Origin of the sequence: Rhodococcus sp. KBW08 (genome assembly GCF_003852455.1) — a bacterium.
Taxonomy (GTDB): domain Bacteria; phylum Actinomycetota; class Actinomycetes; order Mycobacteriales; family Mycobacteriaceae; genus Rhodococcus_F; species Rhodococcus_F baikonurensis.
In genome coordinates this window covers 315,568-333,543 of record NZ_QAJJ01000017.1, presented here as the reverse complement: position 1 = coordinate 333,543, position 17,976 = coordinate 315,568, and the positions used below count along the sequence as shown (strand labels likewise).

The 17,976-nt window shown below is 61.2% G+C and carries 18 protein-coding genes and 1 pseudogene; 4 read left to right on the top strand and 15 right to left on the bottom strand.

Features of this window, described 5'->3' with window-relative positions:
• Positions 1-24 precede the first annotated feature (24 nt).
• From DBV08_RS22130 to DBV08_RS22090, 9 genes are read right to left on the bottom strand one after another with little or no spacing between them, the layout of a single operon-like run.
• Positions 25-582 carry a mce associated protein mas1a gene (locus DBV08_RS22130; RefSeq protein ID WP_124568842.1) on the bottom strand — a complete coding sequence of 186 codons (558 nt, stop codon included), beginning with the start codon at positions 580-582 and terminating at the stop codon, positions 25-27.
• Positions 569-1,789: an MlaD family protein gene (locus DBV08_RS22125; protein WP_124568841.1), complete on the bottom strand. Its 1,221-nt coding sequence runs from the start codon at positions 1,787-1,789 to the stop codon at positions 569-571. Before DBV08_RS22125 ends, DBV08_RS22130 begins: the two co-directional genes overlap by 14 nt.
• The gene (locus tag DBV08_RS22120; RefSeq protein WP_124568840.1) at positions 1,786-2,850 is read right to left on the bottom strand and encodes an MCE family protein; all 1,065 of its coding nucleotides are present in this window, start codon (positions 2,848-2,850) and stop codon (positions 1,786-1,788) included. The genes DBV08_RS22125 and DBV08_RS22120 overlap by 4 nt, the downstream gene beginning before the upstream one ends.
• A complete protein-coding gene (locus DBV08_RS22115; RefSeq protein ID WP_124568839.1) occupies positions 2,847-3,944 on the bottom strand; it encodes an MCE family protein in 1,098 nt (365 codons plus the stop codon). Before DBV08_RS22115 ends, DBV08_RS22120 begins: the two co-directional genes overlap by 4 nt.
• Positions 3,941-4,996 carry an MCE family protein gene (locus tag DBV08_RS22110; RefSeq protein ID WP_124569050.1) on the bottom strand — a complete coding sequence of 352 codons (1,056 nt, stop codon included), beginning with the start codon at positions 4,994-4,996 and terminating at the stop codon, positions 3,941-3,943. The genes DBV08_RS22115 and DBV08_RS22110 overlap by 4 nt, the downstream gene beginning before the upstream one ends.
• Positions 4,996-6,027, bottom strand: coding sequence for an MCE family protein (locus DBV08_RS22105; RefSeq protein WP_124568838.1), 1,032 nt, complete (start codon positions 6,025-6,027; stop codon positions 4,996-4,998). Before DBV08_RS22105 ends, DBV08_RS22110 begins: the two co-directional genes overlap by 1 nt.
• Complete coding sequence (locus DBV08_RS22100; RefSeq protein ID WP_124568837.1) at positions 6,024-7,247, bottom strand: MCE family protein; 1,224 nt, start codon at positions 7,245-7,247, stop codon at positions 6,024-6,026. The genes DBV08_RS22105 and DBV08_RS22100 overlap by 4 nt, the downstream gene beginning before the upstream one ends.
• A 3-nt stretch (positions 7,248-7,250) precedes the next feature.
• Positions 7,251-8,108 carry an ABC transporter permease gene (locus DBV08_RS22095; protein ID WP_095970985.1) on the bottom strand — a complete coding sequence of 286 codons (858 nt, stop codon included), beginning with the start codon at positions 8,106-8,108 and terminating at the stop codon, positions 7,251-7,253.
• A complete protein-coding gene (locus tag DBV08_RS22090) occupies positions 8,108-8,917 on the bottom strand; it encodes an ABC transporter permease (RefSeq protein ID WP_095970986.1) in 810 nt (269 codons plus the stop codon). The genes DBV08_RS22095 and DBV08_RS22090 overlap by 1 nt, the downstream gene beginning before the upstream one ends.
• A gap of 540 nt (positions 8,918-9,457) precedes the next feature.
• On the opposite strand from DBV08_RS22090, the gene DBV08_RS22085 reads away from it, so the two are divergent.
• Together DBV08_RS22085 and DBV08_RS22080 are read left to right on the top strand one after the other, a co-directional pair.
• Positions 9,458-10,747 carry a TetR/AcrR family transcriptional regulator gene (locus tag DBV08_RS22085; RefSeq protein ID WP_124568836.1) on the top strand — a complete coding sequence of 430 codons (1,290 nt, stop codon included), beginning with the start codon at positions 9,458-9,460 and terminating at the stop codon, positions 10,745-10,747.
• 34 nt (positions 10,748-10,781) lie between these two features.
• Positions 10,782-11,987 (top strand): winged helix-turn-helix domain-containing protein, encoded by a 1,206-nt coding sequence (locus DBV08_RS22080; RefSeq protein ID WP_095970988.1) that lies wholly within the window; start codon positions 10,782-10,784, stop codon positions 11,985-11,987.
• Between the two features lie 246 nt (positions 11,988-12,233).
• Here DBV08_RS22080 and DBV08_RS22070 read toward each other — a convergent pair whose 3' ends face one another.
• Together DBV08_RS22070 and DBV08_RS32385 are read right to left on the bottom strand one after the other, a co-directional pair.
• Positions 12,234-13,388 (bottom strand): Rieske 2Fe-2S domain-containing protein, encoded by a 1,155-nt coding sequence (locus DBV08_RS22070; protein WP_124568835.1) that lies wholly within the window; start codon positions 13,386-13,388, stop codon positions 12,234-12,236.
• A 59-nt stretch (positions 13,389-13,447) separates the two neighbouring features.
• Positions 13,448-13,714 (bottom strand): hypothetical protein, encoded by a 267-nt coding sequence (locus tag DBV08_RS32385; protein ID WP_185564883.1) that lies wholly within the window; start codon positions 13,712-13,714, stop codon positions 13,448-13,450.
• Here DBV08_RS32385 and DBV08_RS32960 point away from each other — a divergent pair.
• Together DBV08_RS32960 and DBV08_RS22065 are read left to right on the top strand one after the other, a co-directional pair.
• Positions 13,689-13,760: pseudogene (locus tag DBV08_RS32960) on the top strand (helix-turn-helix domain-containing protein); the annotation flags it as partial. The gene DBV08_RS32385 and the pseudogene DBV08_RS32960 overlap by 26 nt on opposite strands.
• Positions 13,761-13,799: 39 nt before the next feature.
• A complete protein-coding gene (locus DBV08_RS22065; protein WP_235172392.1) occupies positions 13,800-14,345 on the top strand; it encodes an IclR family transcriptional regulator in 546 nt (181 codons plus the stop codon).
• A 79-nt stretch (positions 14,346-14,424) separates the two neighbouring features.
• Here the strand turns inward: DBV08_RS22065 and DBV08_RS22060 are convergent, their stop codons facing one another.
• The 4 genes from DBV08_RS22060 to echA20 are packed head-to-tail and all read right to left on the bottom strand — an operon-like array spanning position 14,425 to position 17,927.
• Complete coding sequence (locus tag DBV08_RS22060; protein WP_124568834.1) at positions 14,425-15,486, bottom strand: nitronate monooxygenase family protein; 1,062 nt, start codon at positions 15,484-15,486, stop codon at positions 14,425-14,427.
• Positions 15,483-16,238: a CoA-transferase subunit beta gene (locus DBV08_RS22055; RefSeq protein ID WP_003945796.1), complete on the bottom strand. Its 756-nt coding sequence runs from the start codon at positions 16,236-16,238 to the stop codon at positions 15,483-15,485. The genes DBV08_RS22060 and DBV08_RS22055 overlap by 4 nt, the downstream gene beginning before the upstream one ends.
• Positions 16,235-17,143 (bottom strand): cholesterol ring-cleaving hydrolase subunit IpdA, encoded by a 909-nt coding sequence (ipdA, locus tag DBV08_RS22050; RefSeq protein ID WP_003945662.1) that lies wholly within the window; start codon positions 17,141-17,143, stop codon positions 16,235-16,237. Before ipdA ends, DBV08_RS22055 begins: the two co-directional genes overlap by 4 nt.
• Positions 17,144-17,150: 7 nt before the next feature.
• Entirely contained in the window at positions 17,151-17,927 is a 777-nt protein-coding gene (gene echA20, locus DBV08_RS22045; protein WP_003945611.1) for a (7aS)-7a-methyl-1,5-dioxo-2,3,5,6,7,7a-hexahydro-1H-indene-carboxyl-CoA hydrolase, read from the bottom strand.
• Between the last annotated feature and the right edge of the window lie 49 nt (positions 17,928-17,976).

Below are 17,976 nucleotides of genomic sequence, written 5' to 3'. Positions count from 1 at the left end.
CGATCTTCCTCCGTGAGGGGTGAGTTACTTGGTCTCGACGTTGCTCACGAGCCACCGGTCGTCCGAGCGGACCAGGGATATGACCATCCGGTACTTCTGTGTATTGCCTTCTGGCGCAGCAATGTTCTTGGCCTGCTGGTCGACGAACACGAGTACTTCGGCCGACGAATCTTCGAGCGTGTCGATGCCGACGTCTGTCGCTGTCGCGCTCGCCTGACCTTGGCCTCCAGCGACAACCTCGCGCAGTGAATCGACCATGGTTCGGTAGGTGCCGGCAAATTCGTCGGTCGACATCGACGCGATGGTGTCCTTGTTGGCATCGAGGTTCTGATAGTCGAAGGAGGACATGATGGTCGAGTACTCCCTCGCGGTGTCCAGCGCTTCCTGCCGCAGCGTGTCTTCCTGATTCGCCGAGTACATCTGGAATCCGAGCACCACCAATGCTGCGACCAGCGCTACCGCCATTAGTGAGATCAGTGCGTTGCGTGGCTCCTTCAGGCGGCGAAGTAGCGACGGAGAAGTCGGATGTTCGGCCACCTCGGCTTCTGCCTCGTCGAGTAGTGCGTTGTCACGGTGTGCCATTTCCCAGTCCTTCCAACATCAATCTCCAGTAGTTCAGGGCGTCGACTCCGGTCGGAATCAGAATCGGATCTGGGACGACGGGCGGTCCGATCGGCGTGCCAGGGACCGTCGAGTTCTGCAATCCGAGGTCGTTCGGGCGGGGAGCATTCTGTGCTCCGCGTTGGACGAGGTCGTCGGCGGGGGGACAGTACATCGCCAGACTCGGACTGGTGGGGGAGAGATCGCCTACCTCTCGCCTGGGAGTGTCGTAGTTGCACACCGGCCCTTGCGTGGCAACCAACGCGAAATCGGCGCGATCGCCTTTGACGATGGATGCCAGTTTGGCAAGTCCTTCGGGGATCGTGACCAGTCCGGTTTCCAGGGCGTCCGTGCGGTCGGAGATGATCGGTGCGACAGTGACGAGATTGGCCAGGACCGCTCCGAAAGTGTTGTGGTACTTGTCGAACAACTGTTGAGCGCTGTTCAGGGCGGCGGGCGAATGATCGGTGAGGTAGATCAGCACCGGAGCGTTGGATTCGAGTTGTTCGGTGAAGTTCTTGGCAGCCGCCATTCCTCGGGCAAACGAATCCGATTGTGTCGCCATGGAGTCCACCAACGTGGAGGTTCGCGACAGCAGCGCGGCGAGTTCCGCCGACTGGTCGTTCAACTGCGCCGACATGGTCCCACCGTTGTCGATCATCGTCGCCAAGCTCGGGCCGAGCCCGTTGAACGAATTCCCCAATTCGGTCCCGATGTCGCTGATCGCTTGTGGATCAATCCCTTCCAGGACACCGGACGCCTGAAGCATCAACTGGCTCATCTGCACCGGCTGCTGATCCGCGGGCATGGCGATCTCGTCGCCATCTCGGAGATAGGGGCCGTGATCCGTGGTGGGGTAGATGTCGACGTTCTGGATTCCGGCGGCTGTACCCATCGTCACCTTGGCGACACTGTCGGTGGGTATCTCCGTGTTGTCGTTGAGTGAGAGTTCCACCCGAGCCGAGCGGGTGCCTGCGTCGAGTTCGACTTCGCTCACCTTCCCCACCTGCACTCCGCGATACGTGACGACCGTGCCCTTGGTAAGTCCGAAGGCGTCGGACATGTTGGCGTGCAGCCGGATTTGGCCACCGAAACCCTGAGGGCCGACCACGTAGACGATTCCGAAAGGGATGACTACAGCGGCGATCAGAGCGAACAGGACGAGTTGAACAAGCGCAAGGCGACTCAACGTGGACCTCCCTGAAGTAGATCGGTGAGAGTTCCCGCCGGCGCGATCGATTGACCTGCCATACCGCCGCTCCACAGTTTGTCGATCGTTCCCGGAATATCCAGAGCGCCGTCGAACACGAGGTAGTCACCTTGGACTGCACTGGTGAAGTTTTCGAGCAACCCGTTCATGTTCGCCAGTGTCTGGCCGATCTCCGAATTGAACGAATCCAGAGTTCCCACAACGGTCGACGCATCGTGCAGCATCGCGTCGAGCCCGTTGGGTGAGGAATCGAGGATGGTGTTTGCGTTGGTGGCGAGCTGAACGGTCGAGTTCAACAGGCTCGCAATCTGATCCTTCTGTCCGACGAGAATCGACACCACCTGTGGAACGGAATCGAGGTAGTTGTCGACAACTACCCGTTGCCCAGCCAGTTGGGAGGAGACCCGGGCAGCGAGGTCGACGGCCTCGTCGAACTCGCTGCGGTGGCTGCTTGCCTCTGCCATCAGCGAAGTGAGGGTCTCGGTCAGAGAACGAACTTCACCCGAGCGCCCGGAAAACGCGGTGTTCAGTTCGCGTACAACGGTGTCGAGTTGATCGATACCGCTTCCGGTCAGAACCGTGCCGAGGGTGGCAAGTGCACTTTCGACCTGCGGACCGATCTCGGTGCGAGACTCCGGAATCGTGTCGCCGTCGCTGAGCGTGGAGCCGGACGGAACTTCCGGCACCCGAAGTCTGATGAAAGGGTTTCCCAGTGCGGACGGGAGTTCGACGGATGCTTCGACGTTGTCCGGCAACTGCGTCGCGGCGTCCAGACTCAGCGTCACGTCGGCTCCGACGACGTCGGCTGACAGTGCGGATACTCGACCGATGACTTTCTGGCCGCTGCGGACGTCTGCTCCCAGCACCAGACCGTCGGCGCCGGCCAACTGTAGCGCCACGTTGTACGCGTCACCGTCGGCCGAACGACCCAGCGGAAGGTCCTGAATGCCTGCGCTACAGCCGCCGAAGGCGAACACGGCCGCACAACCCACACCGATGATCGTGGCACCGGCGACTATTCGAACCGAGTGCCGCGTCAATTGCCACCTCCGGGGACGGCTCCGCCGGAAATCGCGGAGGCGATGCCGAGCGGATCAGAAGTACTGAGGGGGAAGGAAATCGGATTCGTGAACCCGGCCCCGGTGCAGATCGGCAACTTGTAGGTGTCGCACAGCGGTTTTGCAACCGCGAACTGAGTCAATGCAGTCGAGACGTTGAGCCGGATGCGCCCGCGCTGATCAGGGCCGATAGTTTGGGAGAGGTTCTGCATCATCAACGGCACCAGGTCCATGAACTCGGCGAGGCCAGGTTGTTTGGAAGCCAGAGTGTCACCGAGAACTCGCACGTTGTCGGCTATTGCGCCGACATCGTCGCCGTGAGTTGTCATGAAACTGTTCAACTGGTCGAAGACGACCTGCAGATCCTGCAGAGGCTGTGAGATGTCCATGTTCTGGCCCGCCCACTGATCACCCAATACGCCGAGGTCACCGACAAGTTCGTCCAGGCTGACCTGCCGCGCGTCGAGAGCATTCATCAACGTGTTGAGATTGTCGACGAGGGCACCGATGTCTTCCGACCGTGCGCCGACAACTCCGGTTGCCGTGCTGAGGTTGCGAATTGCGGTATTGAATTGATCGCCTTGGCCCTGCCATCCGGCGGCGCCGCGGCTCACGAGATCACCGAGATTGCCTCCGTCCCCGGCAAATGCGTCGGCCAAAGTGCTGACGCTTCCCATCAACCCGTCGAAATCTATGGGGGAGTGGGACCGTTCGATCGGAATCTGATCGCCGTCTTTCAGCGTCTCTCCGCCGGTGTACGCCGGACCGAGTTCGATGTGGCGATCGCTGATAACCGACGGATTGAGAACATAGGCCGAAGCGTCGGCGGGCAGATCGACGGAGTTGGGCATCGACATCGCCACTCGAACAGAAGTTCCGCGAGGTTCCACCGACGTGACTGTCCCGACGCCGACTCCGAGGACGGTGACCTTGCTTCCCTCGTAGATCCCGCCGACGTAGCTGAAATCGGCGTAGACGGTCTTGGACTGATCGGTTCGTCCGAAGACGTACCAACCGGGGAGTGCAATAGCCAGGGTCACGACCAGCATGGCAGTGACAGCTTTTCGTGTGTTCACTTGCAGCCCTCCATGATGCCGAGCGCGCAGAGCAGGTTGTCCGGGATCACGGCCGCCGGCGCGTTGACGTCGGTCCAATTACCGGTGCCGGTGGAGTCGGTGACCGAACGCAGAGCGGAAGGAAGACGAGTCAGCAGCAGGTCGATCTGATCTGCGTTGTTCTTCAGCGTGGTGGTGACCGCGACCAGGTTGTCGGTCATGGCCCCGAACTCTTCCTGACGATCGACGAAGGTGGTCGAGAGCTTCGAGATGATGATTGTCAGGTTGTCGACCAGTTGAGTCAAGGCGTCCTTGCGCATCGCAAGAGTGCGAACGATCGTCTGAGCATTGGCCGCAGTACCGACTATCGAATCGGTTTGTGCCGCAGCCATGTCCGACAGCTCGCGGGACATGCTGAGAATCTGGTCGATCTGCTCACCATTCTGCGCGAAAGCAGCCGAGGCGCCGCTGATTCCGGCCAGAGCCCGGCCCACCTGATCGGAATCCGTGGGAATCACCTGCGACAGGGTGTTCATCATGGACTCCATCGCCGCTAGGTCGACACCCGTGGCAGCATTGGTGGCGTCACTGCTGACGTCGTCGAGGCTGTACGGCACGGTTGTGCGAGAGAGCGGAATGACCCGCCCGTCGGAGTCGTCGACCACGCCGGCCGGCACGATCTCCAGGTAGCGCTTGCCCAGGACCGTCTTGAGTCTCACAGTCGCTGTGCTTTGGTTTCCCAAGGGTTGATCCTTGTCCAAGCGGAAGTTGACGACCACGTGGTCGCCGGCAAGATCGATCGAATCCACTCGGCCCGCGGGAACCCCGGCAACATAGACGGGGTCTGTGTCGGAGAGCCCGCTGGCATTGGCGAACTCGGCTGTGTATGCCGACGTGCGGACGTTGTACCAGAGTTTCGGAATGCCCAGTGCGGCGGCGAGTCCCACCACCAGAACGAAGATTCCGAGACTACCCAGCGCGAGAGCTGTTCCGCTACCGCTGCGTCGGCGATCCCCTTTGAACAGGAAGAGCATGATGCCGACGAACACGTCGATCAGTTTGACCAGGAACATCATGAGCACACCGGTGAATGTGTCGGACCGAAGATGTTGGCCTCCATGTCGCCTGCCTTCAGAGTGAAATTGCACAGATACAGGCTGATGAAACTTCCGTAGCTGCCGATACGGTTGGCGGCGTCGGCGAACTGGGGAAGGTTGGTGACCAGCCTGTTGAACTCGTCGGTGCTCGCAATCCAACTGCCGGTGACACTTTCGAGTTGTTGCACGGTCTGACCGAATGCGCCATTCGACCCGGCCATGATCTGAGCCAACGACGAGACAGTCCGGTTTCCCTGGTCCAAGAGCGAGACCAGTTGATCGTTCTGACCGACGACGGCGGTGCTCAGGCTGTTCAAACCGTCCAGCAGACCGACTAATTCGGGTTGGCGCTCGTCCACGGAGGTGAGAAGAGTGTTCATGTTCGTGAGTAGTTGCGCGAAGACGTCCTGACGGTCGACCAGGCCGGAACTCATGGCCGCGATCTGATCGAGAAGTGTGGTCATTGCTTGGCCCTGACCGTTGAAGGTTTCGACAAAACTCCGCGTGAGGGTGTTCACCTGCTCGGGCTCGAGTGCGGCGAACAACGGTTTGAAGCCGTTCATCAGTGCGGTCAAGTTGATCGGCGGAGTTGTCTGCGCCAGCGGTATCGTGTCACCTGGTTCGAGCCGTTGTGCGGATACCGTTGTCGCACTGTGATCCTGGGTCAGTGCCAGGTATCGAGCACCCAGCATGTCGCCGTAACGAACTGCGGCACGGACATCCGACTCGAGTGAATACTGTGATTCGATTTCGACGTCGACGATCGCCTTGCTCGTACCGCCGCCGTTGTCGGCAAACGCGACCGAGTCCACGCGGCCGACGCGCACACCCGACATGGTGACAGGGTTACCGGGGTTGAGTCCTTCGACGTCGGTGAACTCGAACGAGTACGAATCAGTGCTTCCGCGAACCGGAACCGACAACGTGTTCGCCACGAACGACGCGCAGGCGACGCCGGTGATGCAGAAGAGTGACAACCGAATAACCTGGCCAGGACGGACCTTCACGGGACGGTCACCTCGTTACCTCTGACCATCGGCCCCAACATCAGTGTTGTTGCCGGGTTGGGGGTGTCCGACTGCTCCGGCGAGCCGCCCTGCAGTTGGTCTTCGAGGTATCGCAGCGTGGCAGCCTCGGCTTCGTCGCCCACGACCGGGGCACTGACGGGTTGCATTGGCGTCAGGTTGGCGCCGGAACATTGCGCGCCGCGCGAGTCCCCGTACTGCGGGCAATCGGCGCCCGTGTAGGGGAGCGGTTCGGCGAACGTGGCGACTGCTGTGATGTCGAACTTTCCGGTGGCGAAGACCCGAGCTCCGGCGGCGCCGAACGTGCTGGCATTGGCGAGAGTGGAACGCAGTCCGTCGGGATTGGCGGCGGTGGTCGCGAGTATCTTTCCGGCGGAATCGATCACAGTGATGATGTTGCTGTTGTTCGTCGCGACGAAATCGTCGACGGTCGCGGCGAATACGGCCGCCGCGCCGATCGAGGTCTCGAGGTTCGCCCTGTTGGCGACCATGTTGTTCGAGACGGATGTGGCTGCGGCGAGGGTATCGAGAATGTCGGGGGTCGCGCGGTCCAGTGCGTCGACGACAGTTCGGAATTCCGGAGTGGATTGCAGGAATTGGTGGGCGGCAGGAGCCAGTGCACCGGAAGCGGCGCTGAGATTGTCTATCGTGGTACCGATCTCGGCTCCGTTTCCGTCCAGAGCTTGGCCGAGTGCGGTCAGAGCCGTTTGAAGTTTCTCGGGTTGCATCGCTGTGAGGACTCCGACCAACTTGGTGTACACGTCGTAGAGGGCGACGGCCTCGGGTCCGTCGTCCATGCGGATTTCGTCACCGTCCGAGAGGGTCGTTCGGCCCTGTCGCGTCGGGTCGTCCACGAGTTGCATGTAGATGTCACCGAAGAACGTACGTGGAACGACGCGAGCCATCACGTCGGCGGGAATCTTTGATGCATCGTCAGTCTGTATCTGTAGTTGCACAACGGATTCTGTTGTTCCTGATTCGATTTCACCGATTCGGCCGATGTTGACCCCGTGGTACCGGACCGGTGCCTCGCCGCTGATCAGGCCCGCCGTGGCCGGAACCGCGACGAACACGTCGGTGCTCTGCTCGAGGTTTCCGGATCCGCGTAGCACCATCGTCACTGCTGCCACGACGGCCACCACGATGGCGATGGTGCCGCGCAGTGCATAGACGATCTTCGTGCGTGTAGTGAGTCTGTCCACGGCTCAGATCCCCATTCCCGGGATCTGGGGGACGAGGCCCCACAGGCCGAAAGTCATCAGCACGTCGAGGATTCCGATCGCAAGGATGGCGGTCCGAAGCGCGCGGCCGGCAGCTTGACCGACACCCGCCGGTCCGCCCGAGGCGTAGTAGCCGTACGCGCAATGCACGAGCGCGACGACGGCGGCGAAGACCACCGCCTTGAGTCCCGAATACAGGAGGTCCTGCGGCGAGATCGCCAGATGGAAGAAGTAGTCGTAAGTACCTGCCGACGCGCCGTTGAAGAACACGACGACCAGTCGGGTCGAGAGGTAGCTGGCCAAGAGTCCGATCATGTAGATCGGGATGACGCAGATCATGGCAGCGATCACCCGCGTACCGGCGAGGAACGGGATCGATCGGATCGCCATCGAGTCCAGGGCGTCGATCTCGTCGGAGATACGCATGGCCCCGATCTGGGCAGTGAAACCCGTTCCGACTTTGGCTGCCAACGCGATAGCGACGACAACAGGTGCAAGTTCGCGTGTGTTGGCAACCGCGGACAGCATGCCCGAGAGCGAAGTCATGCCGACAAGTTCGAGACCGCGATGTGTCTCCACACCCAGCATCATCGCGGCGGCGAGAGACATCGCGAACACGATGCCGATGGTTCCGCCGCCGGACAACAGCGAGTTCGTTCCGAAGCTGACTTCGCTGATCTGTCCGAGCACGTGTTTGCGGTACTTGGTGAGAGCGAAAGGTATCGAGGCGATGGTGCGGATGTAAAAGGTGACGTGCTGACCGAGCGATACCAAGCCGTCGCCTGCGGTCCGTAACGGCCTGCCGGCCTGACGCGCTCGGATCCGGAGATCGACGAGTGACATCAGAATTCACCGACTGCCGGCACGATCACGGTGTACAACGCGGACAACACCGTGTTGACGATGAAGACGAGCGCGAACGCAATGACGACCGCTTCGTTGACTGCGTCGGCAACGCCGCGAGGGCCGCCCTTTGCATGCAGACCTTTGAAGGTGGCAACCAAAGTCGAAGCGAGGCCGAAGATTGCCGCCTTCACCAAAGCCATGACGAAGTCGGAAGATCGACCGTACTGACTGAACGTTGCCATGAAGGTTCCGGCGGGAAGATGCTGGACGTAGATGTGGTACAGGTAGCACGCGATCACACCGCCGAAGGTCACCATCGAACACAGTGCAAGGGAGACGATCACTGCTGCAACCAATCTCGGTGCGACCAGGCGCTCGATCACGTCGATGCCCATCACTTCCATCGCGTCGATCTCTTCACGGATCTTTCGTGAACCCAGATCCGTGCAGATCGCCGACCCGGCGACACCGGCCATCATCAATGCGCACACCAATGCCGCGGCTTGACCGACGATGATGAAAGCCACGACTGCCCCGGAATAGCCACCAGCGCCGATCCTGCCTGCCAGTTCGCCGACCGACACGGCGATGAAGACACCGATCGGAATCATGAGAAGCAACGATGGGCCGGTGCTGACGCGGCCGATGAACAGGGTCTGGGTAACCGTCTCGTGCAACGAGAGTCGTCTGCGGAGGATTGCCGTGAACAGGCCGAAGAGTGCCTGAACCGAGAATCCGATCAGATAGCCCCCCTGTAACGCTACGTCTCGCACCGGGCCCTTCGCGGCTGGTAGCTCGTACGTCATCTAATTGAATTCCTTTGCAGATCAACAGTGTTCGGCACGGAGTTCGAACTGTTCGAGCGCTGGCGGTCGAGCGAACTGCCTGTGAAGCATCTCACACATATATGTGTCCAAGCAAGCATTATGTGAACCGAAATTCTCGTCGACTTGTCTGCAGTGTTGATCGAATTTCCGCTTTTGACGTGGAAGTATCGGGGCTGTTCATGCCACCGCCCCGTGTATGTTTACGAATATTCCGAATCTGTCAGTCGGATTGCTTCGCGGCGGTAGGGACTGAGCTTCGAGCGGTGACCCTACCCATTGTCGGCGGCTTCGGGCAACGTTTTGTTAACCGAAATTCTCGGTGAGGGGCTCGTCGGCTGGCGTCAGGGCGAAGTTGTATGTCGTGATCGAACGGCGTTTCACCAGCTGTTATCTGGCGGCAGCAACGCAATGTGCTGAAAAATGTGTGTGAATCCTCGGAATCATGCTTATGCTGATTCTCGTCTGCTGGACAGGCGGATCGAGGTACTTCGAGCGTGAAGGCTGGAGAGTGGGTAGACGGTGAGCCCGAGCGAGCAGTTCGTCGACGCGCAGTCGTCGAGCGGGATTGTTCGGCAGGCGAGGTCCGATTCCGTCAAGAGGCGCCCGAAGGATCGCAAGGCGCAGATCTCGGCAGCGGCGGCAATCGCGTTCAGTGAGCGCGGATATCCAGCTGTCAGTGTCGATGACATCGCGTCGGCTGTGGGTATTTCGGGTTCGGCGCTCTATCGGCACTTTCCGAACAAGTACGCGATGTTCCGCCACGCGGCGTTGGAGTTGACCGAAGCGCTCGCCAGTGCCCTGGACGTCGTCTCGGTTGCGCCTGCAGCGACCGACGCGCAGCGGTTGCGCGAAGATCTGATTGCAGTGATAAGAACGACAATTCGCAATCGGCGTACGGCCGGAATCTATCGGTGGGAGAGCCGGTATCTCGAAGCCGACGATCGGAAATCCGTTCGAGCGCAAGCCAGTGCGGTCAATCGCCGGGTAGCCCGGCATCTTTCGCGCTCCGATCCGGCAATGACGGCGCGTGAAAAGACCCTCGTCGTGGCAGCGATGTTCAGCGTGATCGGCAGCATCACCGTCCATAATCTCTTACTGCCCCAGCGGGTGATGGAGCAGGTTCTGCTCGAGGCGTGTCTGGCGATAGATCACGGCGAGGGCGCAACCACCGCGAGCCGCCTGGAGCAGTCCTCGTTGCCCAGAACGGTGACCACGAACAAACGCGAACGTCTGCTGCAGGAAGCCGTGCGACTCTTCGACTCTCGCGGGTATCACGACGTCAGCATCGAAGAGATCGCTGCGGCCGCCGGCTTGAACGCCTCCGGTATGTACCGCTACTTTCCCAGCAAGGCCGAGCTTCTCGGCGCCGTATTCTATCGAGCCGCAGATCGCTTGGACTTGGCTACTGCAGCGGTGTTCGATTCCGCTGGCTCACACGAAGAAGCGCTCCGGTCATTGTCGGCGATGTACGTGGAATTGTCGTTCGCACAGCACGAATTGATGTCGGTCTACTTCTCCGAGATGAACAACCTTCTGCCGAGTCATCGAAGCGATCTGAAGAATCGCCAGAAGCTTTACGTGGTCGAATGGGCGCGGGTACTCCGCGAAATCCGGCCTGAACTGTCGGCGGTAGAGGCGAAGTTCGTGGTTCATGCTGCGCTCAACCTGGTTCCGGACGTCGGCCGCATGATGAAATTCGACGCTGCCGCGGAGAACGCGGCCAGGTTGCAGATGTTCATGTCGGCAGTACTGTTCGGCCGTCAGGCCGCCTCGACCGTGTCCACGCGCCGCGGAACATCGGCCTCCTGAAACGTGTCGGTGGGTGTGCGTAGTCTGGCCCACTATGAGCGAAGTCGTGTCACTGGCAGCTGCCCGTCGCATAGCGCTTGCCGCTCAGGGATTCGGCAAATCGCATCCCACGACGGTCACGCGTCGCAATCTGGTCGGCGTGATGGACCGGTTGCAGGTGCTGCAGATCGACTCGGTCAATGTCTTCGAGCGCAGTCACTACCTGCCGGTTTACGCTCGGTTGGGGGCGTACGACAAATCCAGACTCGATCAGCTCGCCTTCGCCCCCGGCTCGGGTTACCTCGAATACTGGGGCCACGAGGCAACGTTCTTGCCGGTGGACATGTGGCCGTTGTTCCGCTGGCGGATGGATCAGTTTCGCGCCAAAGCACTCGGTGACAAGGACGGGTGGGCTTCCGACCGGAGTGTCTTCCTCGATTGGTTGCGGCAGGAGTTGCGCGACAACGGTCCGATGGCGGCGAGCGAGATCGAACACGAAGCGAACACACGACGCGGTCCGTGGTGGGGGTGGTCCGATGTGAAGGTCGGGCTCGAGACGCTGTTCCGTTGGGGCGAGGTGGTCTCGGCGGGGCGCGCCGGTTTCGAGCGTCGTTACGGCCTGGCCGAGCAGATGCTTGAACCCGAGATACTCGACGCACGGGTCGAGCGGTCGGAGGCGATACGCGAGCTGGTGCTGCGGGGAGTGAGGGCACATGGTCTGGGCACACTCGACGACATCGCCGACTATTTTCGTCTGCCCAGCGCAGAAGCACGAACCGCGTTGCAGGAACTCGAAGAGGCCGGCAGTGTGCGCCGGGTATCCGTCGACGGCTGGGAGCGTCGAGGTAAAGCACGAGAAGTGTGGATCGATCCACAAGCGAAGCGTCCCAGGTCCATCCGTGCGGAAGCGTTGTTGTCCCCCTTCGATCCGGTAGTGTGGGCACGCGATCGAGCGTTGCGGCTCTTCGACTTTCACTACCGGATCGAGATCTACACTCCAGCCCACAAGCGAGTTCACGGGTACTACGTGCTCCCGGTCCTGATCGACGACAAGATCTGTGCCCGAGTCGATCTGAAGAACGACCGTCAGAACCGTCGGCTGCTGGTGCGCGCGGCGTGGGCCGAACCCACCGCGGACGCCGACACTGCTCCCCGGTTGGCGGAACTCCTTCGCAGAACTGCGCATTGGCAGGGCTGCGAGACCATCGAGGTGGAGAACAAGGGCACGCTGTCTCGGGATCTGTCCGCCGCCCTTGCGTGAGCCGTCGTGGCCGCGAGGGCGAGTGTCATTCGGGTACGGTTATGCGCCCGTCGACTGCGGCTCTGTTGATGGACTTTCTCAACTCGGAGCAGCTTCCGGATCGAATGCTCGTCGGTGCGACGTGTTCGCGGTACTCCAAACATGTGGTGCGAGAATCTGATCGCCACTGAGTCGACGTGTGGTGCCAACTGTTCTTCTCGACGAGGACGTATGCTCCGCACCGCTCACAGTCCAGCGGTTCCATGGTCATCGGTCCACCCCTGCAGCGGCTTTGCGAGCGATGTTGTCCGCGACCTCCTGCTTCCACACCTCGATGGGTTTGCTTGTGTCCATTTCGAATTCGAAGCGATCGACCATCTCGGGCGTGACGTCGGCGACGTCGACGTAGAACTGTTCGTACCAGCGTCGCAGTTGATAGACCGGACCGTCCTCGGTGCAGAGCAGCGGGTTGTCGATGCGAGTCTTGTTCTTCCAGATCTCGATGTCCTGCTCGAACCCGACGCCGATGTAACCGATCATCGCGTCAACGGTTTGGTCCGCTATTCCGGTGGGAAGTTCGTCGGTCTTCTTGACGGTGATGCCGTACATCAGGACGAACTTGTTCGGGCTGATCGGGTAGTGGCAGTTGATCAAAACCGAATCCACCTTGAACATTTCGTACTGGTACACCAGATCGTCGACCATGAAGGACGGCCCGTGATAGGCAGCCACCGAGAGGTTCGAGACCAACTTCGGCACGTCGGGGTCGGTCCAGGTCACGATGTCGTCGCGGTTGATGCCACTTTGCTCCTGGATCGCGACGTGCCCTTCGAAGACGTTCTTGAAATAGGTGGGGAACGAGAAGTGCACGTAGAAGAAGTGCGCCATGTCGACGACGTTGTCGACGATTTCTCGGCAGTTCGTATCGATGACTATCGACTTCCACACCCAATCGGTCCACTCGTGCTCCGCAGACTTGATGATCGGAATGGCGACCTCGGCAGGAGGCGGATTGCCTTCGGGATCGTGCCAGACGAAGAGCAGGTCATCCTGTTCGAGCGTGGTCCAGGCGCGGGTTTTGGCAAGCGGAGGCACCCGGCGGGCATAGGGAATCGCCGTGCACTTTCCGTTGCCTCCCCAGCGCCAGTCGTGAAATGGGCACGCGATCGAATCTCCCTTGATCGTGCCCTGACTGAGGTCTCCACCCATGTGTCGGCAGTACGCGTCGAGGACCTTCACCTCGCCTTGGCTGTCGGCGAATACGACAAGTTTGGTGCCGAAGGCCTCGATCGGATGTGGATTTCCGTCGTGAAAATCGTTCGCGAGCCCGAGGCAGTGCCAGCCGCGGGCAAACCGCTCAGGGGTAACGCCTTCGTCGATGACGCGGAATTCGTCGACTTCGCCCAGGTCCATTGTGGTCATAACGCCGTCCTCTGTTCAGGGGTCTGTCCGTGCCACTGTGGCGAGGAGTGAGCTCAGGTTCAACGGGCGCAACCGGTGATCGGTATAGGTGCAGGTGGCAGTGACCAGGCGGGTTCGTCTCCCGCACGGTGGGAAATGCCCTGGCGGAGCGCGCCGACTGAGCCGAGATTGGCAGTCGGCAGCGAACACATCGCCCAGCGGTGCCCGCTCGACGGACGGATCACCGGAACGGAGACATCCATGTTGGTCGGACCGATCACCGAAGAGCCCATACCCATGTCAACTCTCGACAGACTGGCGATGGTGATGGATTGCTTTCGTGACACACCTCGACTGACGCTGGGGGAGGTGGCTCGTCGAACCGGAATTCCGCGGTCGTCCGTGCACAGGATGCTTCTGAAGCTTGTGAGAATGGACTGGCTTCGACGAGAAGGGCTCGAGTACGAAGTTGGAGACAAGCTCGGTGACCTCGGGGCAATTTCGTTGTATCGAAACAAGTTCGAGAGAGTGGTGGTGCCGTTGTTGTACAACCTGCACCTCGTCACGGATCAGGCTGTCCATCTCGGAGTCCTCGAGGGAAGCAACGTGCGCTACGTCCAGAAGATCGGCAGCCGGGCGATACCCGAACTCCAGACAGGCGTCGGCACTCGAATTCCTGCACGGTCCTCGGCCATAGGCAAAGCGCTCTTGGCGGCGGATCGCCGTTCGCCGCTCGCGCAGCCTTCTGAAATTGCCCACCGTCAGCGCGGCGTCGTATTCGGCACGTGTACTTCGGGACTCGGCTGTATCGGAGTACGGGTCGGTGCACTGGGAGGGACCGAAGTCGGTCTGTCGATCAGTGGCCCGCTGGTTCGAGGCAAGATCGACGATCGGCACGTTGCACCCGTGCAGATGGCCGCCGTGGCAATCTCCCAGTATTTCGAGGTGCCGGACCGTCGTCACCGGCAGACCGGGTAGTGCCGCGCAACGCACAGAGTGCGCCTCCCTCGACTACGCGTAAAGCGCAGTGGGGGAGACGCACTCGGACAAATCTGGGTCAGCGAAGAGCCGCAAGCGCGTCGATACGCCCCACAGCACCTTCCATGATGCTTTCGATCAATTCCTTACAGCTGGGCAGATCGTTGATCATGCCGACAACCTGACCCGACGCGAGAACACCGGCTTCGGTGTTGCCCTCGACCAGTCCGGCCTTGAGCAACATCGGGGTGTTGGCGGCCATGATGATCTGCATCAGAGTGCGGTCACCCGACCGCTTCATCGCCAGACCGTCCTTGGCGAGCGTCGACCACTTCATGCCTGTCATGGCCTTGAACTTGGTGGCGTTCTTGGCTGCGGCGATCAAACCGGTTGCATAACTGGAAGCTTCGAGGCTGTTGACCAAGTCGGTATTGAGCACGCGGTGAGGCATGCCGTCGACCTTGCGAGAGACTGTTGTATCCGTCAGTCCGCGCTTGAGATACTCCTGCTTGACGGAATCGGGTACCGAAGAGTCGCTGGTGAGCAAGAAACGCGTCCCCATCGCGACACCGGCAGCGCCGTACGCCAACGCGGCAGCCAGCCCGCGGCCGTCGAAGAATCCGCCACCGGCGATGACCGGAATATCGACCGCGTCGAGAACCGAGGGGAGAAGCAATGTCGTTGCCACACCGCCGGTGTGACCACCACCTTCGCCGCCCTGGACGATGACGGCGTCCGCGCCCCAGGACGCAACCTTGACCGCATGCTTCGCGGCACCGATCGAAGGTACGACGACGATGCCGTGGTCCTTGAGCTTGGCGATCAGTTCCTTCTTGGGAGCCAAGGCAAACGACGCGACCTTGACGCCCTCACGGATCAGCAGGTCCGCGCGTTGCGGGGCGTCGGTGGCGTCGGCACGCATGTTGACGCCGAACGGCTTGTCCGTGAGCTGCTTCGTCTTCTTGATCGCGTGCTCGAGCTCGTCGTAGGTCATCGTGGCCGAAGCCAGGATGCCGAGACCACCGGCGTTAGCCGTCGCCGACGTCAGTGCGGGCCCGGAAACCCAGCCCATACCCGTCTGCACGATCGGGTACTCGACACCGACCAGTTCGGTCAGCGCGGTCTTCAGGGTGGGGGTCATGCCGAGACCTCACGGTCCCGGAGGTTGCGCGGATCGAGGGTCTCACGGATGAGGTGGAGTTCTTCGGCGGTGGGGTCGCGGGTGATACCGGCCTCGGCGAGTCCGGCAACCTCGAACGAGGTGTTCTCGGCTACCTCTTCCGCCGTGACGCCGGGGTGAAGGCTCAACGCGCGGAACGTGTTTCCGGGACCTCCGAAGTCGAAGACACCGAGGTTGGTGACGACGCGGGGGATGTTCAGGTACTTGTATGCCGGGTTCTCGGGGTCGATCTGGTCGTAGCCGACACCGCACACCACGTCGACCTTGTCGACGAACACTCGCTTGGAGTGCTTGGGGACGAAGTAGCTCGTCGCGTGGTTGATGGTGTTACCCGGGGCGCCGCGCACACCGAACATCTGACGCGTCGGCTGCTGAAGCGGGCCGAAAGCGGAGAGGTTCTGGTTGCCGTGGCGATCGAGCTGATTGGCACCCATGACAACGTGGCGACGGCCGGAAGCGACGACGTCGAACACCTTGCGGAAGGGCATCCATCCTTCGACGGGGCCCTTCGTTCCGACTGCCGGAGTGTCCTCGAGGATGAGGGCTTCACCATCGGTGATCAGCAGGTCGGGTTCGGTGGTGAGCCGAGCCAGGCGAGCGCCGATGGTGGACGACGTCGACATGGGGCTGGCCATGATTTCGCCTGCACCGGAAAAGATTTCAGCGCATGCGAGAACAACGTACTCTGCGCGGGTGACGGTGGATTCGCTCATTTTGCCTGCTCCCCTGCCTTTGATGAATCGGCAAACTTCTTTACTGCGGCTTGGTAGTCCTCTTCGCTGCCGGAGAGGAACGTGTCGACGAACGCCTGCCACGACTCGGGGGTCTTGGCGGACTCGGCGTAGTGACGCTGGAACTTCTCGTCGCGGCCGTAGCTTTCGCCGGCCAACGTGAAGTGTGCACCATTGGGTGCCTCGACGACGGCGTCGACCATCATGCGGTTGAGCAGAAGGTTCTGCAGTGGAACGGATTTGACCAGTTCTTCGGTCTCGACGATGCGTTCGACGGAGACGTAACGCTTCTCGGCGGCCATGCAGTACAGGTCGTCGAAGTACGGGTCGACGCCGTTGTACGCGGCATTGCCGTGCTTGTCACCGAGATTGAGATGGACGAACGACGCATCGAGGTTGAGCGCAGGCATCGCGATCAAGGTCTCGGAACGGCCGTCGGCCTCGGGATACGGGGAGGTGACGGTCTTGAGTTCGTCGCCCCAGAAGTTGCGGACGTCCGAACCCAGGCCGGCGCGGATCGGGAGGAAGGGGAGACGGGCGGCAGCGGCTTCGAGGCCGCACTTGACCATTCCTTCGTCCATCTCGCGCACTTCGATCTCACCGGCGGTGCGCGCCTTGGCAAACCACGGATCGTAGAACGGCGCGGAGTCCAGGGACACGAAGCCGTAGTACGCCTTCTTGACCTTGCCGGCCGAGCACAGCAGTCCGAGATCCGGTCCGCCGTAAGTGACCACGGTCAGGTCCTTGATGTCCGAACGCAGAATCGCACGCACGAAGGCCATCGGCTTGCGGCGAGATCCCCAGCCGCCCAAGCCGATCGTCATTCCGCTGCGGAGTTCGCCGACTACCTCGTCGAGCGACTTCGTCTTGTCACGCTTGCTAGCCATGTTTTTCTCAGCCTTCCTTCTGGGTTGCGTTCTCGCGCGGCTTGCCGGTGGCGACGAACTCGTCGCGGTGCTCGTCGGACACGCCGAGGAGGTTGAGTTCGAAGGTGTAGCCCTGCTCGAGGCGGTAGCTGCCCTTGACGTCGACCGGGTCGATGCCGTTGATGGCTTCCTTGGCGCACCGGATGATGCGGGTGTCCTTGGCGGCGATCTTCGCGGCGATTTCGCGAGCGCACTCGTCGAGCTTCTCGCGCGGAACCACGTCGTAGACGCTGCCGAACTGCTTGAGTGTGTGGGCGTCGACGCTCTGCGCCGTGTAGTAGAGCGTGCGCATCATGTGTTGCGGCACCAGGCGCGAGAGGTGTGTGGCAGCGCCGAGTGCACCGCGGTCGACCTCGGGGAGGGAGAAGATCGCGTCGTCGGAAGCGACGATCACGTCCGCGTTCCCGACCAGTCCGATGCCGCCACCGACGCAGAATCCGTTGACTGCCACGACGACGGGCACAGCGCAGTCGTAGACGGCGGCGAAGGCTGCGGCACAACCGCGGTTGGCGGCGACCAGTGCGTCGAATCCCTCGGTGGCCTGCATCTCCTTGATGTCGACGCCGGCGTTGAATCCGCGTCCCTCGGCTCGCAGGATCACCACGTGCGTGTTCAGATCCTTGCCCGCGTCGAGGATGGCGTCGGCAAGCTCGAACCATCCCTTGGACGGGATTGCGTTGACCGGCGCGTAGTCGATGGTGACCGTGGTGATGCCGGTTCCGTCGGAGGAGGTGCTGATGCCCATATCGGGATTCCTTACGTCTGTGTACCAAACCAAGCGATTGCTTGGTAAG